Annotated in this window: 8 protein-coding genes; 1 reads left to right on the forward strand and 7 read right to left on the reverse strand. The window is 71.2% G+C overall.

Features of this window, described 5'->3' with window-relative positions; genetic code table 11:
* Positions 1-26: 26 nt before the first annotated feature.
* Both K9S39_RS13320 and nrdR read right to left on the reverse strand, forming a co-directional pair.
* Positions 27-2,903: a vitamin B12-dependent ribonucleotide reductase gene (locus K9S39_RS13320; protein ID WP_248863554.1), complete on the reverse strand. Its 2,877-nt coding sequence runs from the start codon at positions 2,901-2,903 to the stop codon at positions 27-29.
* A 129-nt stretch (positions 2,904-3,032) separates the two neighbouring features.
* Entirely contained in the window at positions 3,033-3,569 is a 537-nt protein-coding gene (gene nrdR / locus K9S39_RS13325) for a transcriptional regulator NrdR (RefSeq protein ID WP_248863555.1), read from the reverse strand.
* 577 nt (positions 3,570-4,146) lie between these two features.
* Between nrdR and lexA the strand changes: the two genes are divergently transcribed.
* Positions 4,147-4,947 carry a transcriptional repressor LexA gene (gene lexA, locus K9S39_RS13330; RefSeq protein ID WP_248863556.1) on the forward strand — a complete coding sequence of 267 codons (801 nt, stop codon included), beginning with the start codon at positions 4,147-4,149 and terminating at the stop codon, positions 4,945-4,947.
* A 167-nt stretch (positions 4,948-5,114) separates the two neighbouring features.
* On the opposite strand, the gene K9S39_RS13335 is transcribed toward lexA, so the two are convergent.
* From K9S39_RS13335 to K9S39_RS13355, 5 genes are all read right to left on the reverse strand, one after another.
* Entirely contained in the window at positions 5,115-7,085 is a 1,971-nt protein-coding gene (locus tag K9S39_RS13335) for an ATP-dependent DNA helicase (RefSeq protein ID WP_248863557.1), read from the reverse strand.
* A gap of 42 nt (positions 7,086-7,127) precedes the next feature.
* Positions 7,128-8,894 (reverse strand): IucA/IucC family protein, encoded by a 1,767-nt coding sequence (locus K9S39_RS13340; protein ID WP_248863558.1) that lies wholly within the window; start codon positions 8,892-8,894, stop codon positions 7,128-7,130.
* A 202-nt stretch (positions 8,895-9,096) separates the two neighbouring features.
* The gene (locus K9S39_RS13345) at positions 9,097-9,792 is read right to left on the reverse strand and encodes a GNAT family N-acetyltransferase (protein WP_406707922.1); all 696 of its coding nucleotides are present in this window, start codon (positions 9,790-9,792) and stop codon (positions 9,097-9,099) included.
* A gap of 140 nt (positions 9,793-9,932) precedes the next feature.
* Positions 9,933-11,891, reverse strand: coding sequence for an IucA/IucC family protein (locus tag K9S39_RS13350; protein WP_248863560.1), 1,959 nt, complete (start codon positions 11,889-11,891; stop codon positions 9,933-9,935).
* Positions 11,888-13,282 carry a diaminobutyrate--2-oxoglutarate transaminase family protein gene (locus tag K9S39_RS13355; protein WP_248863561.1) on the reverse strand — a complete coding sequence of 465 codons (1,395 nt, stop codon included), beginning with the start codon at positions 13,280-13,282 and terminating at the stop codon, positions 11,888-11,890. Before K9S39_RS13355 ends, K9S39_RS13350 begins: the two co-directional genes overlap by 4 nt.
* Between the last annotated feature and the right edge of the window lie 216 nt (positions 13,283-13,498).

Genomic DNA, 13,498 nt, shown 5'->3' on the forward strand with positions numbered 1-13,498 from the left:
CTCATCCACGGGTGCGGATCACTTGTTCAGCTGCAACCGCTGGTCGACCCGCAGCCCTCGCACAGGTAGCAGCTGCCGGCCCGCTGCATCTTCGTGCCGCAGGAGAAGCAGAGTGGTGCGTCGGCGTTGATGCCCAGCTGCATCTCGACCAGTTCGGCGCTGGTGTGTGCCTGCTTCGGGGCCGGGACCGCGTGCTCCTCGGTCGTCTCGGCCTCCGAAGCGGACTGCGCCGCCGCCTGGCGCGGCGCGGACTGGGCCAGCCCCTCCACGTCGACCTCTTCCTCGGCCGGCTCGTACGAACCGGTCTCCAGGTGGCGCTGGCGCTCCTCGACGGAGTGGATGCCGAGCGCGGAGCGGGTCTCGAAGGGCAGGAAGTCCAGCGCCAGCCGGCGGAAGATGTAGTCGACGATCGACTGGGCCATCCGCACGTCCGGGTCGTCCGTCATACCGGCCGGCTCGAAGCGCATGTTGGTGAACTTCGAGACGTAGGTCTCCAGCGGCACGCCGTACTGGAGGCCCACCGACACCGCGATGGAGAAGGCGTCCATCATGCCCGCGAGGGTCGAGCCCTGCTTGGACATCTTCAGGAAGACCTCACCCAGGCCGTCGTCCGGGTAGGAGTTGGCGGTCATGTAGCCCTCGGCGCCGCCCACCGTGAAGGAGGTGGTGATGCCGGGACGGCCCTTGGGGAGGCGCTTGCGCACCGGGCGGTACTCGACGACCTTCTCGACCGGCGCCTCGGCCTCGGCATTCGTGTCGGAGGCGTCCTTCTTCTTGGCGGAGAGGGGCTGTCCGACCTTGCAGTTGTCGCGGTAGATCGCCAGCGCCTTCAGGCCGAGCTTCCAGCCCTGGAAGTAGACGTCCTCGATCTCCTCGACGGTCGCCGACTCCGGGACGTTGACCGTCTTGGAGATCGCGCCGGAGAGGAAGGGCTGCGCCGCGGCCATCATGCGGACGTGTCCCATCGGGGAGATGGAGCGCTCGCCCATGGCGCAGTCGAAGACCTCGTAGTGGGCCGGCTTGAGGCCGGGGGCGTCGACGACATTGCCGTGCTCGGCGATGTGGTCGACGATCGCCTCGATCTGCTCGGGCTGGTAGCCGAGCCGCTTGAGCGCCTTGGGGACCGTGTTGTTCACGATCTGCATGGAGCCGCCGCCGACGAGCTTCTTGAACTTGACCAGGGCCAGGTCCGGCTCGACGCCCGTGGTGTCGCAGTCCATCATCAGGCCGATGGTGCCGGTCGGCGCGAGCACCGACGCCTGCGCGTTGCGGAATCCGTTCTTCTCGCCGAGGCGGAGCACGTCCTGCCATGCCTCGGTGGCCGCGGCCCAGACGGGGGTGTCCAGGTCGTCCATGCGCTTGGCGCTGCCGTTGGCGTCGGAGTGCTGCTTCATGACGCGCTTGTGGGCGTCCGCGTTACGGGCGTAACCGTCGTACGGGCCGACGACCGCGGCCAGCTCGGCGGAGCGCTTGTAGGAGGTGCCGGTCATCAGGGAGGTGATGGCACCGGCCAGCGCGCGGCCGCCGTCGGAGTCGTAGGCGTGACCGGTGGCCATCAGCAGGGCGCCGAGGTTGGCGTAGCCGATGCCCAGCTGGCGGTAGGCGCGGGTGGTATCGCCGATCTTCTGGGTGGGGAAGTCGGCGAAGCAGATGGAGATGTCCATCGCGGTGATGACCAGCTCGACGACCTTGGCGAAGCGCTCGGCGTCGAAGGACTGGTTGCCTTGGTCGTCGTCGCGCAGGAACTTGAGCAGGTTGAGCGAGGCGAGGTTGCACGAGGAGTTGTCCAGGTGCATGTACTCGCTGCAGGGGTTGGACGCGGTGATCCGGCCCGACTCCGGCGAGGTGTGCCAGTGGTTGATGGTGTCGTCGTACTGGACGCCCGGGTCGGCACACGCCCACGCCGCCTCCGCCATCTTGCGGAAGAGGCCCTTGGCGTCGACCTCCTCGATGACATCGCCGGTCTGGCGGGCCCGCAGCCCGAACTTCGAGCCGGCCTCGACGGCCTTCATGAACTCGTCGTTCACCCGGACCGAGTTGTTGGCGTTCTGGTACTGGACGGACGTGATGTCGTCGCCGCCCAGGTCCATGTCGAAGCCCGCGTCGCGCAGCGCGCGGATCTTCTCCTCCTCCTTCACCTTGGTGTCGATGAACGCCTCGACATCCGGGTGGTCGACGTCCAGGACGACCATCTTGGCCGCGCGGCGGGTGGCGCCACCCGACTTGATCGTTCCTGCGGAGGCGTCGGCGCCACGCATGAAGGAGACCGGGCCGGAGGCGTTGCCGCCGGAGGAGAGCAGCTCCTTGGAGGAGCGGATACGGGAGAGGTTCAGGCCGGCGCCGGAGCCGCCCTTGAAGATCATCCCCTCTTCCTTGTACCAGTCCAGGATCGACTCCATGGAGTCGTCCACGGAGAGGATGAAGCAGGCGCTGACCTGCTGCGGCTGCGTGGTGCCGACGTTGAACCAGACCGGGGAGTTGAAGCTGAAGATCTGGTGCAGCAGCGCGTACGCCAGCTCGTGCTCGAAGATCTCGGCGTCCGCGGGAGAGGCGAAGTAGCCGTTGTCCTCACCGGCCTTGCGGTACGTCTTGACCACACGGTCGATGAGCTGCTTGAGGCTCGACTCCCGGGCCGGCGAGCCCACCGCGCCGCGGAAGTACTTGCTCGTGACGATGTTGACCGCGTTCACCGACCAGAAGTCGGGGAACTCGACGCCACGCTGCTCGAAATTGACCGAGCCGTCGCGCCAGTTGGTCATGACGACGTCACGAGACGCCCACTCCACCTCGTCGTACGGGTGCACGCCGGGTGTGGTGTGGATGCGCTCGATGCGCAGCCCCTTGCTCGCCTTGCTGCCCTTGGCGCGGGAGCCTCGTGCCGGGCCGCTCGTCGTCTCTGTCATTCCGCCTCCCTGTATACGGGCAAACGCCCATATGTGCGCACGCATTCCGTGGCACGGTGTTTGTCTTTCAGATACCGCGGCGCCCTGCTCTCGCCGCGGCACAGGTCCTGTTCTGGATGCGCGCCGAACTCAGTCGGCGGCGGTGGCGGGCACGGGAACGGGGGCGGCGGGCCCGCCCGCTTCCCCCTCGGTGCCGCAGCCTTGCGCGGGCGCCCCCTGCTCGCGCTGCTCCCGCAGCTCGGCGATGGCCGCCTCGAAGTCGTCGAGCGAATCGAAGGCCCGGTACACGGACGCGAAGCGCAGGTACGCGACGAGGTCGAGTTCCTGCAGCGGGCCCAGTATGGCGAGCCCGACGTCATGGGTGGACAGCTCGGCGCTGCCGGTGGCGCGCACCGCCTCTTCGACCCGCTGGCCGAGCTTGGCGAGGGCGTCCTCGGTGACCGGGCGGCCCTGACACGCCTTGCGCACTCCCGCGATGACCTTGTTGCGGCTGAAGGGCTCGGTGACCCCGCTCCGCTTGATCACCATCAGCGACGCCGTCTCGATGGTCGTGAAACGGCGGGCGCAGTCGGGGCACTGGCGGCGCCGGCGGATCGCCGTCCCGTCGTCGGTCGTACGGCTGTCGACGACCCGGCTGTCGGGGTGCCTGCAGAAGGGGCAGTGCATGGCTCCACCCTCCTCCTCACCCTCGCTATACGGACGTACGTACGCCACCGTTCCCGGCGTACGACAATGACCTCCGGAGGGTCCGCACGGGCCCCTCGGAGCAGCCACAAGCATAGGCGATCCCTGGGGCCTTGAAGGACCCGGCACCACAACTTGTAGGCAGCCGAACGCATCTAAGCACTAGATATGGTGTCGGGCCGCTTACATCCGCCTACCGCGTGTCGCGGCGGAGGCGGGCCGGGAGGTCGCCCAAGAGAGTACGCCCCGCCACCCGGGCGGCGGGGCACAGGGGCCGGGTGACAGAATCGGGCACCCTGCGGTGGGCGGCCGTCACAACCGGTTTCCACCGATGCCGCGGCCGACGACCCGGCCGGTGGTCCAAACGACCTGACCGATACCCCAACGGGAAAACTCGGCGAGAGCGTATCGCGCGCCTCGAATGCGAATTCGCCATACACCCAGCCACTTGATCAGGTCAGCCAATCAGTGAATTTTTCACTCGAACGTGTGTTTGGCGCAACCTTTCGAAAGCAACTACCGTTGGCTAACTAGGGAGAACATTTCGAGAGGGGCCGACGTGACCACCACCGCAGACAGCGCGACCATCACCGCACAAAGCCACTCCCAGAGCCGATTCGAGCATCCTCAAACGGCGCGGAGCACGCCGCTGGACGACGCCACGTTGGACTCCGAAGAGCAGAAGCCCGCACGCTCGCTGCCGGGCCGTCCGCCAGGGATCCGCGCCGACAGCTCGGGGCTCACCGACCGCCAGCGCAGGGTGATCGAAGTGATCCGGGATTCGGTGCAGCGGCGTGGCTACCCGCCGTCGATGCGGGAGATCGGCCAGGCCGTCGGGCTGTCCAGCACCTCGTCCGTCGCCCACCAGCTCATGGCGCTGGAGCGCAAGGGCTTCCTGCGGCGCGATCCGCACCGCCCCCGGGCCTACGAGGTCCGCGGCTCGGATCAGACCAGCAGCGTGACCACCGAAACCGCCGGCAAGCCCGCCGCGTCCTACGTCCCGTTGGTCGGCCGGATCGCCGCCGGTGGCCCGATCCTCGCCGAGGAATCCGTGGAGGACGTCTTCCCGCTCCCCCGCCAGCTCGTCGGCGACGGCGAACTGTTCGTACTGAAGGTCGTCGGTGACTCCATGATCGAGGCCGCGATCTGCGACGGCGACTGGGTCACCGTCCGCCGCCAGCCGGTCGCCGAGAACGGCGACATCGTCGCCGCGATGCTCGACGGCGAGGCCACCGTCAAGCGCTTCAAGCGCGAGGACGGCCATGTGTGGCTGCTGCCGCACAACGCCTCGTACCAGCCGATCCCCGGCGACGAGGCGACCATCCTCGGCAAGGTGGTCGCGGTACTGCGCCGGGTCTGATCCAGCCCTCACGACCGAGCTCCGGAACCACTGCGCCGGTTCCGGGGCTCGCCCCTTTCGCGGCACCTTTTTGCGCCTGAACCGGCGCCGCTTTCGCGGAGGTGGTTGCGGGCGGTGGGAGGTGCTCAATCGATGGTTGCGGTACGAGACGGGGTCGAGGTGATGCGTTATTCCTCTGCCTTCTTTGCTGCCGCGTCGATGGCCGCCAACGAGCGGCGGACCTGGTTGCGGTCGGTGGTGTACCAGAAGTCGGGCATCGTCTTGCGGAGGAAAGAGCCATAGCGGGCGCGTTCGACGCGGGGATCCAGGACCGCCACCACGCCCCGGTCGCCGGTGGCACGGACCAGGCGGCCCGCTCCCTGAGCCATCAGCAGGGCGGCGTGCGTCGCGGCCACCGCCATGAAGCCATTGCCGCCGGCCTCCTCCACGGCCTTCTGGCGGGCGCTCATCAGCGGGTCGTCGGGGCGCGGGAACGGCACCCGGTCCATCACCACCAGCTGGCAGTTCGCGCCCGGAACGTCGACGCCCTGCCAGAGGGAGAGAGTCCCGAAGAGGCAGGTACCGGCGTCCGAGGCGAAGGCCCGGATCAGCTCGCCGAGCGTCTCCTCGCCCTGCAGGAGGATCGGCAGGTCGAGGCGGCCGCGCAGCGCCTCGGCGGCGGCCTGGGCGGCGCGCATGGAGGAGAAGAGACCGAGCGTGCGGCCGCCGGCGGCCTCGATCAGCTCGGCGAGCTCGTCGAGCATGTCCGTACGGGTGCCTTCGCGGCCGGGCTGGGCGAGGTGCTTGGCGACGTAGAGGATGCCCTGCTTCGAGTAGTCGAAAGGGGAGCCGACGTCCAGCCCCTTCCAGGGCGGGCTGTCCTCGTCTTCGGTGCCCTCCGGGGCCAGGCCCAGGGAAGCGCCGACGCCGTTGAAGTCGCCGCCGATCTTGAGGGTGGCGGAGGTCAGGACGACGGAGCGGTCTTCGAAGAGCTTTTCGCGGAGGAGGCCGGAGACCGAGAGAGGCGCGACCCGGAGGGACGCTCCGAAGCGGTCGTGGCGCTCGTACCAGACCACGTCGAACTCGGAACCGTTGGCGATGCGCTCGGCGACGGCATGGACGTTCTCCACCGAGGCGAGGGCCTGCTTGCGGACGGCGTCCTCGTCCTGGACGGACTTGTCGCGGGTCGAGCCGAGGGCGGAGATCACCGTACGGGCCGCGTCGCGCAGCGCCATCAGGCAGTAGCCGAGATCCTCGGGGATCTCTTCGAGGCGGCCCGGGAGCGCCAGCTCCATGAGGCGTTCAAAGGACTCGGCGGCGGTCTGGAGCTGGTCGGCGGCCTTTTCGTCGACGAGCTTGGCGGCCCGGCGGACGGCGCGGTTGACCTGGCCCGGAGTGAGCTCGCCCGTGGCGACGCCGGTGACCCGGGAGACCAGCTCATGGGCCTCGTCGATGATCAGGACCTCGTGCTGCGGGACGACCGGTGCGCCCTCGATGGCGTCGATCGCGAGCAGGGCGTGGTTGGTGACGACGACATCGGCGAGCTTGGCGCGCTCCCTGGCGGCCTCGGCGAAGCACTCCGCGCCGTAGGCACACTTCGAGGCGCCCAGGCACTCCCGGGAGGACACCGAGACCTGCCCCCAGGCGCGGTCGGAGACCCCGGGGGTGAGCGCGTCGCGGTCGCCGGTCTCCGTCTCGTCCGCCCAGTCGCGCAGCCGCAGCAGGTCCTTGCCGAGCTTGCTGGTGGGTGTCGCCTGCTCGAACGGGTCGAAGAGGCCGTCCTCCTCTTCCTGCGGGACGCCTTCGTGCAGGCGGTGCAGGCAGAGGTAATTGGAGCGGCCCTTGAGCATGGCGAACTCGGGGCGGCGGCGCAGCAGCGGGTGCAGCGCGTCGACCGTGCGCGGCAGATCGCGCTCGACGAGCTGGCGCTGCAGCGCGAGCGTGGCCGTGGCGACCACCACTCTCTCGCCGTGGGCCAGCGCGGGCACCAGATAGCCGAGGGACTTTCCGGTGCCGGTGCCGGCCTGCACCAGCAGATGGGACTGGTCGTCCACGGCTTCGGCGACGGCCTCGGCCATCGCCACCTGGCCGGGGCGCTCGGTGCCGCCGACGGCGGTGACGGCGGCATGGAGCAGATCGGGGAGAGAGGGCTTTGTCATAGCGCTGCCAGCCTACGCGGGACCACTGACAGCCGGGCCGGATCACCGAGCGTGCAGGGGATTGGGCACGGTGCCGTGCACCGCCGCGTGCGGGCGGTCGCGGCGGTCCCGGTAGCCGTCGACGTGCAGACGGTTGCGGTTCAGGCACAGCCGCTCGATGTGCGGGGTGAGCAGGTCGAAGGTCTCGTGGCGTTCCTTGAGGCCCGGGAAGCGCTCGTGGTTCCGGAGGATCTCCGCCCGTACGAGTGACCAGAACTCGGCCTCGGGAACGGCGAGTTGGTCCTCGCACAGCGGCGCGAGATAGCGGAAGACGCCGACGAACAGGCCGGAGTGGATGAACTGGGTGAGAAACGCGGGCGGTTCGGTCAGCAGCACCGCCCGGACGTCGTCCGGCATGGAGTCGTGCTCCGGGAGCGGCTGCGAGGTGGTGTTGACGTCGTCGACGAAGTCCTTGACCGCGAGGCGGGTGGGGATGTCGTGCTCGTCGAAGACGACGATGGCGTTCTCGCCGTGCGGGGAGAAGACCGTGCCGTACTGGTAGAGGAAGTGCAGCAGCGGGGGCAGCAGGGCGGCGAAGAGGCGGCGGAGCCAGACCTGGGGGGCGAGTCCGGAGCGGTGCACCAGCTCGGCGGTCAGGGCGCGGCCGCCGGGGTCGGTCTGCAGCAGTGCGGCCAGGGTGCGGGCACGTTCACCGGCGTCGAGATGGCGGGTGACCGGCTCCCGCCAGATGCAGCCGAGAAGTTCCTTGAACTGGTACGGGACGCCCGGAAGCCGGTCGTAGACGGGGTGCTCGACGGTGACGGAGGCGGTCTCGCCGAGCAGGATCACCCGGGTTTCGTCGCGCAGAAAGGTGTCGTCGTCGCGAACGCCGTGCACCCAGCGGGTGACCGCGGGAGCGGCGAGGGTCCGCTCGGTGGGCAGACCGCGCCAGACGAGGGTGTTGAGGATGGACAGCGGCAGTTTGACCGTACGGGCCTCGGGCCGGCTGATGTTGAGGAAGGTACGGATCGACTGCTGCGGGAGTCTGAGGTCGTTGTCAGTGGGCAGCGCGATGATGGATCTGTCGGCGAGCTGCGGCGCGAAGAGCGGGGCGATGGTCTCGTCCCACTGCCAGGGGTGCACGGGGAGGTAGAGGTAGTCGGCGGGGTCGCGGCCCTCGTCGGAGATGGCGCGGTCGAAGGCGGCGCGGGTGGCGGGGGTGAGTTCCTCGCCGTAGAGACGATCGGGGGTGGCCAGGCCGGGGATGCCCCGGTAGTGGGCGAGACAGTGGTGTGCGGCGAGCCAGGGCAGCCGCCGGGGTGTACGGGCTTCCGGGGCCCAGTGCGCCGCGTCGGTGGCGGAGAAGCCGAGCCGGCCCTTGTTCGCGACGAGCCAGGGGTGGCCGGTCTGGTGGCCTTCGAGGTCGGCGTAGTCCAGGTCGGCGAGCTCGGCCGCGCTGACGGCGGCGGCGTCGAGACGGGTGTCGGCGGCGAGGGTGGCGGTCAGCTCGCGGATGAGGTGGCCGGTGGTGTCGCCGGACAGGTCCAGCACGGTGTCGTGGGCGTGCGTGAGGAAGCGCAGGGGGTCGCTGTCGGGGGTGATGGAGTCGGGGTCGACGCGCCAGTGTCCGTAGGCGCCGCGGCGGGCGTGGAAGCGGTAGACGAGGGTGTCGCCGACGGGCAGCCGGTAGCGCGGGGTGCCGTCCGGGGCGGTGCCATCGGGCTCGGGGGTGAGGATTTCCTCGTACGCGAACTCCGCCAGGGTCTTGGCGAACAGTCGGCGCGCGGCGTGCTGCCAGGCGCTGTGCGGGGGCTGGGGCGCTGGAGACAAGGCGGGACTCCTCGAAGCGGGACGGGCGCCCGGCACATGGGGGGACAACCGGGACGGCGGGGCGGATGGGTGGGGTGGCGGAGCGGGCGGAGGCGGAGGGGTGGGGTCGGGGCGGGGGCCAGGGGGGAGGGAACCAGAGGGCCGCTGAGCGCACAACAGCGTCCGGGAACGCCGGTGGGGCCGTCGTCGGACGGTCCCGTGGTCAGAGCAGGTGGCGGTGCGCGCGTTCGCGGATCATCAGGGCCGCGGGTTTGTCCGGCAGCTGGATCTCGTCGGCGTAACGGAATCCCGCGCTCAGGAACGCCGCGACGGACGGGGTGTTCCGCAGATCGGGCTCGGCGATGACGCGGTCGCAGCCGGGACGGTGGTCCAGCACCAGATCGGCGGTGGCACGCAGCAGCGTCGTACCGAGGCCGCGCCCGCGGTCGCCGGCGTCGCCGATCAGGAGGTGCACCCCGGTGTCCTGGGGCCGCGCCCGGTAGCAGCGGGATACCGGGTCCAGATCGGCGCGGTAGATCTCCCAGTAGCCCATGGGGACGCCGGCCAGCACACCGAGGCAGGGCACGCTGCGCCCGTCGCCGTCGAGCTGGGCGCGCAGATGGGCGGCGGTGACGTCGCGCGGCCCCGCCAGCTCCCAGAAGGCCGCGACCTCCGGATCGTTCATCCAGCGGGAGATCAGGGCCAGATCGCGGTCCAGCCGGACGGGGACGAGCGCGAACGGCCCGGCAGGGGTGTCGGCCGGCGCCCAGCCCGCCGGATCGCCGAGCGGCGGGTCGGCGCAGGTGTCGACGGACGCCGCCTCCCGGCCCTCGGTCCGCACCGCGCTTGATTCCCGCGGGAGTTGCCGTTCGAGGGTGTCATCGGAGCGGAAGCCGAGGTCGGAGTCGGTGGGTGGCACGGCGACGCTCTCCTCTCGTGGCCGCATGACGCGTGGCCTCGTGGGCGCGCGGCGGCCGGGTCGGGGCCGGCTGGGGTCGGGGGCGGTGCGGAGGGGCGGCGGTCGGGACGGGAGCAAGCCCGCCCCGGCACGTAGGAGGCTCAGGCGGCCAGGGGGTTGGCCACGGTGACGTAAACGGACTGGGTGTCGACCGGGCCGACGAGTTCGTCGAGGCCGTGCAGCCGGGTCGCGAGATTGGCCTTGCAGCGCAGCGTGCGGGCGGTCAGCAGCTGCTCCGGCAGGTTCGAACGATGGGCTTCGGGGGCCTTGGCGGCGTCGGCGAGGAAGCGCCGGAAGGCGGCGAGGAGGATCTCCTCGCGGACCAGCCGCTGCGCGCCGAAGGCCCCGATGAGACCCAGGACGTTGTTGATGCCGAGGTAGTACGCGAGCCGCTCGTCGGTGACGTCGTCGGCGACGAAGGTGTCGCTGGTGGCGCCGATGCCGGGCAGCCGCCCCGCCAGCTCCGTGCGCCGGGACTCGCGGAAGTAGTAGCCCTGGTTGTCGCGGTAGCGGCCGCCGGCCGGCCAGCCGTCCAGGTCCAGCAGCACGAGGGTGTTCTGCTGATGGGCCTCCAGGGCGACGCCGGCGGTGCCGTCGAGCCACAGGACGGGCCGTACGACCGCTTCGAGGTAGCGCAGGAACCACTCGGTGGCGACGGCACCGACCGCGCGGCCCGTACGGGCGCTGAGCGCGGCGACGACACGGGCGAGCCGGGAGCGCATCCCCGGGTGGCCGGGCCAGGGCCGCGGCGAGGTGAGTCCGGCGATGCAGACGGCGTCGTCGGTGGGGCCGAAGGGGTTGTGGCGGATGACGACGTCGAGTCCCTGGACGGGTGTACCGTCGGCGCCGTCGACGGCGAGATAGGCCGGGTCGCGGACGATGTCGAAGCCCGGTGTCCCCGGAAAGGCCGCCTGCCACTGCTTGGCGAGGCCGGTGCGCAGCAGCCGGTGGACCTCGACGCCCCGCTCCAGTTCCTTACGGAGGTTCTCCCGGCGGGAGTTGGTGATGCGCAGTCCGAGGGAGAGCTTGAGCATGGCCTCGGCGCCGGGCCGGTAGACGGTGCGGACGGAGGAGGTGGGGTGCCAGAGGGGGCCGCGGGGGCCGAGATCGTGCAGCAGGCCGGCGTCCCGGAGCGCGGCGATGTCCGGGCGGTCGGCGAGTTCGCGGGCCTGCCAGGGGTGCAGGGGCAACGGGACGGTGGCGTCGGGGAGTTGGCGGGTCCCGTCGGCGAGGTCGGCGGCGAGTTGCTCGGCGGCCACGGGCTTGCCGCGTTCGGTCCAGGCGGAGTCGGCGGCGAGGGCGGAGCGGTGCACAGCCATCCAGTGGAGCGGGAAGGCGCCGCGCAGTTCGGGGGAATAGACGCGGGTCTCGGCGTCGGTGAGGCCCTCGCGGCTCTTGGGTGTGGGGTGCAGGGGGTGGCCGAGGAGGAGGGACTGTTCGGCTTCGAGGAAGAGGCCGCCCTGGTTGCCGCCGGGGTGGGCGCGCCGGTCGGTGATGAACAGGGTGGTGTTGCGGACGGAGTCGGCGACCCGGCCGACCAGTTCGGCGCCGTCGGCGCCCGGCGCCGGGCGGATCTCGCCCTCCGATGCCCGGTGTTCGTGCGCGGCCTCCCGGCGCAGCAGCGCGGCCAGGGTGACGGCATCCAGGGGGGCGGTGCCGGCCGGGGTCCCCTCCAGGGTGGGGGTGCCGAACCGGTGCCAGCCCGTGGGCGACCAGTAGCGGACGGGGATGTGCAGGGCGGTGGCGCTGGCGTACAGCGGGATACGCAGCCGGCCGCCGGCCGGGCGGTGGGCGCCGCTCTCCCGGACCCAGCAGCGGAGCAGATTCTCGATCCCCGCGGCGTCGGCGGCGGACGCCGGATCCGGGTGGTCCAGGGGGTCGGCGTCGGCCGTGTGGGCGCGGTCGCAGGCGACGGGCACGGCCGGGGACTTGCCTGCCGTGGACGGTTCATGGCGCACGTCCGGGGTGCGCCGTTGCTGGCGCGGTACGGCCGACTCGATCGTCCCCGCGGGGAGCCGTTCGGCGGCCTGGGTCCCGTCGGAGCCGGGGCGTTCGTTCATGGGGTGGTGCCTCGCATGGTCGTGGGGGCGGCGCCCGTCGGCCGGGGGGTGGTGCGGATCGCCGCGGCGATGGCGTCGGCGAGGCGGTCGAGGACCGCGTCCGCCTGTTCGTCGGTGATGGTCAGGGGTGGCAGCAGGCGGACGACGGCGGCGTGCCGGCCGCCGAGTTCGACGATCAGTCCCCGGTCCAGGCAGGCGCGTTGGACGGCGGCGGCGAGGGCGGGGGCAGGGGGGTGCGCGCCGGTGGCGTCGGTGGCGGCCTCCCGGTCGACGAGTTCGAGGCCGAGCATCAGCCCGCGGCCGCGGACGTCGCCGATGCAGTCGTAGGAGGCGGCGAGGCCGCTGAGCCGGGCCAGCATCCGGGCGCCGAGCTCCCCGGCGCGCCGGGCCAGCCCGTTCTCACGGACGTAGGCGAGAGTGGCCCGGCCCGCGGCCATGGCAAGCTGGTTGCCACGGAAGGTGCCGGCGTGGGCGCCGGGCTGCCAGGTGTCCAGCTCCTCCCGGTAGACGATCACCGCGAGCGGCAGGCTGCCGCCGATCGCCTTCGACAGCACCAGCACATCGGGCACGATCCCGCTGTGCTCGACCGCCCAGAAGGTGCCGGTGCGCCCCACGCCGGTCTGCACCTCGTCCACGATCAGCGGGATCCGCCGGCCGGTGGTGATCTCCCGCATCCGGCGCAGCCAGCCGTCCGGCGCGGGGATCACCCCGCCCTCCCCCTGGACCGGTTCGACGATCATTCCTGCCGGCCGCGGCACCCCGCTCTTCTCGTCGTCGAGCAGGTTCTCCGTCCAGCGGGCGGCGAGTTCGGCGCCGCGCCCGCCGCCGGTCCCGAACGGGCAGCGGTAGTCGTACGGGTAGGGCAGCCGGGTCACGCCGTTGTGCCGGGCTCCCCCGGAGGCGGCGAGCGCATCCGCCGTCATGCCGTGGTACGCGCCGGAGAAGGCCAGCAGACCGTCTTGTCCGGTCGCCATGCGGACGAGTGTGAACGCGGCCTCGACGGCGTCCGTGCCGGCCGGTCCGCAGAACTGGATGCGTGCCTTTTCCGCCAACTTGCCGGGCAGTGTGGCGAAGAGCTCGGTGGTGAAGGCGTCCTTGACCGGCGTCGCGAGGTCGAGGATGTGCAGCGGCGCGCCGGAGTCCAGGACGGTACGGATCGCTTCGAGCACCACGGGATGGTTGTGCCCGAGGGCCAGCGTGCCCGCCCCGGAAAGGCAGTCGAGATAGCGCCGGCCGTCGGCGCCCTCGATGGTCAGCCCGCGGGCGCGCACCGGGACGATGGGCAGTGAGCGCGCGTACGTACGGGCGGCGGACTCACGCAGGGACTGCCGCCGCAGGATCCCCTCGTGGGCGGGCGGCGCGGCCGCCGGCACGGTATCGGTCAACGCCACGGCAGTTGTGTCCTCCTGCTGGTGTGCTGCGGATCGCCGGGCCGGCCGCTGCGGTGGCCCGGCTGTCCCCCGTACGTACCAACGACGCGGTGGTCGGAGGATCACGGTCGGCGACGAGATCGGTGCTGATGCCGGAACCGGGGACCCGAGTACCGCCGTCCCCATCGTCACCGGCATAGTGGGGTCCTGCGCTCCGATCTTGAGGTTCATGACAAG

The sequence above is a fragment of the Streptomyces halobius genome, assembly GCF_023277745.1.
In the GTDB taxonomy this organism is placed as follows: Bacteria; Actinomycetota; Actinomycetes; order Streptomycetales; family Streptomycetaceae; genus Streptomyces; species Streptomyces halobius.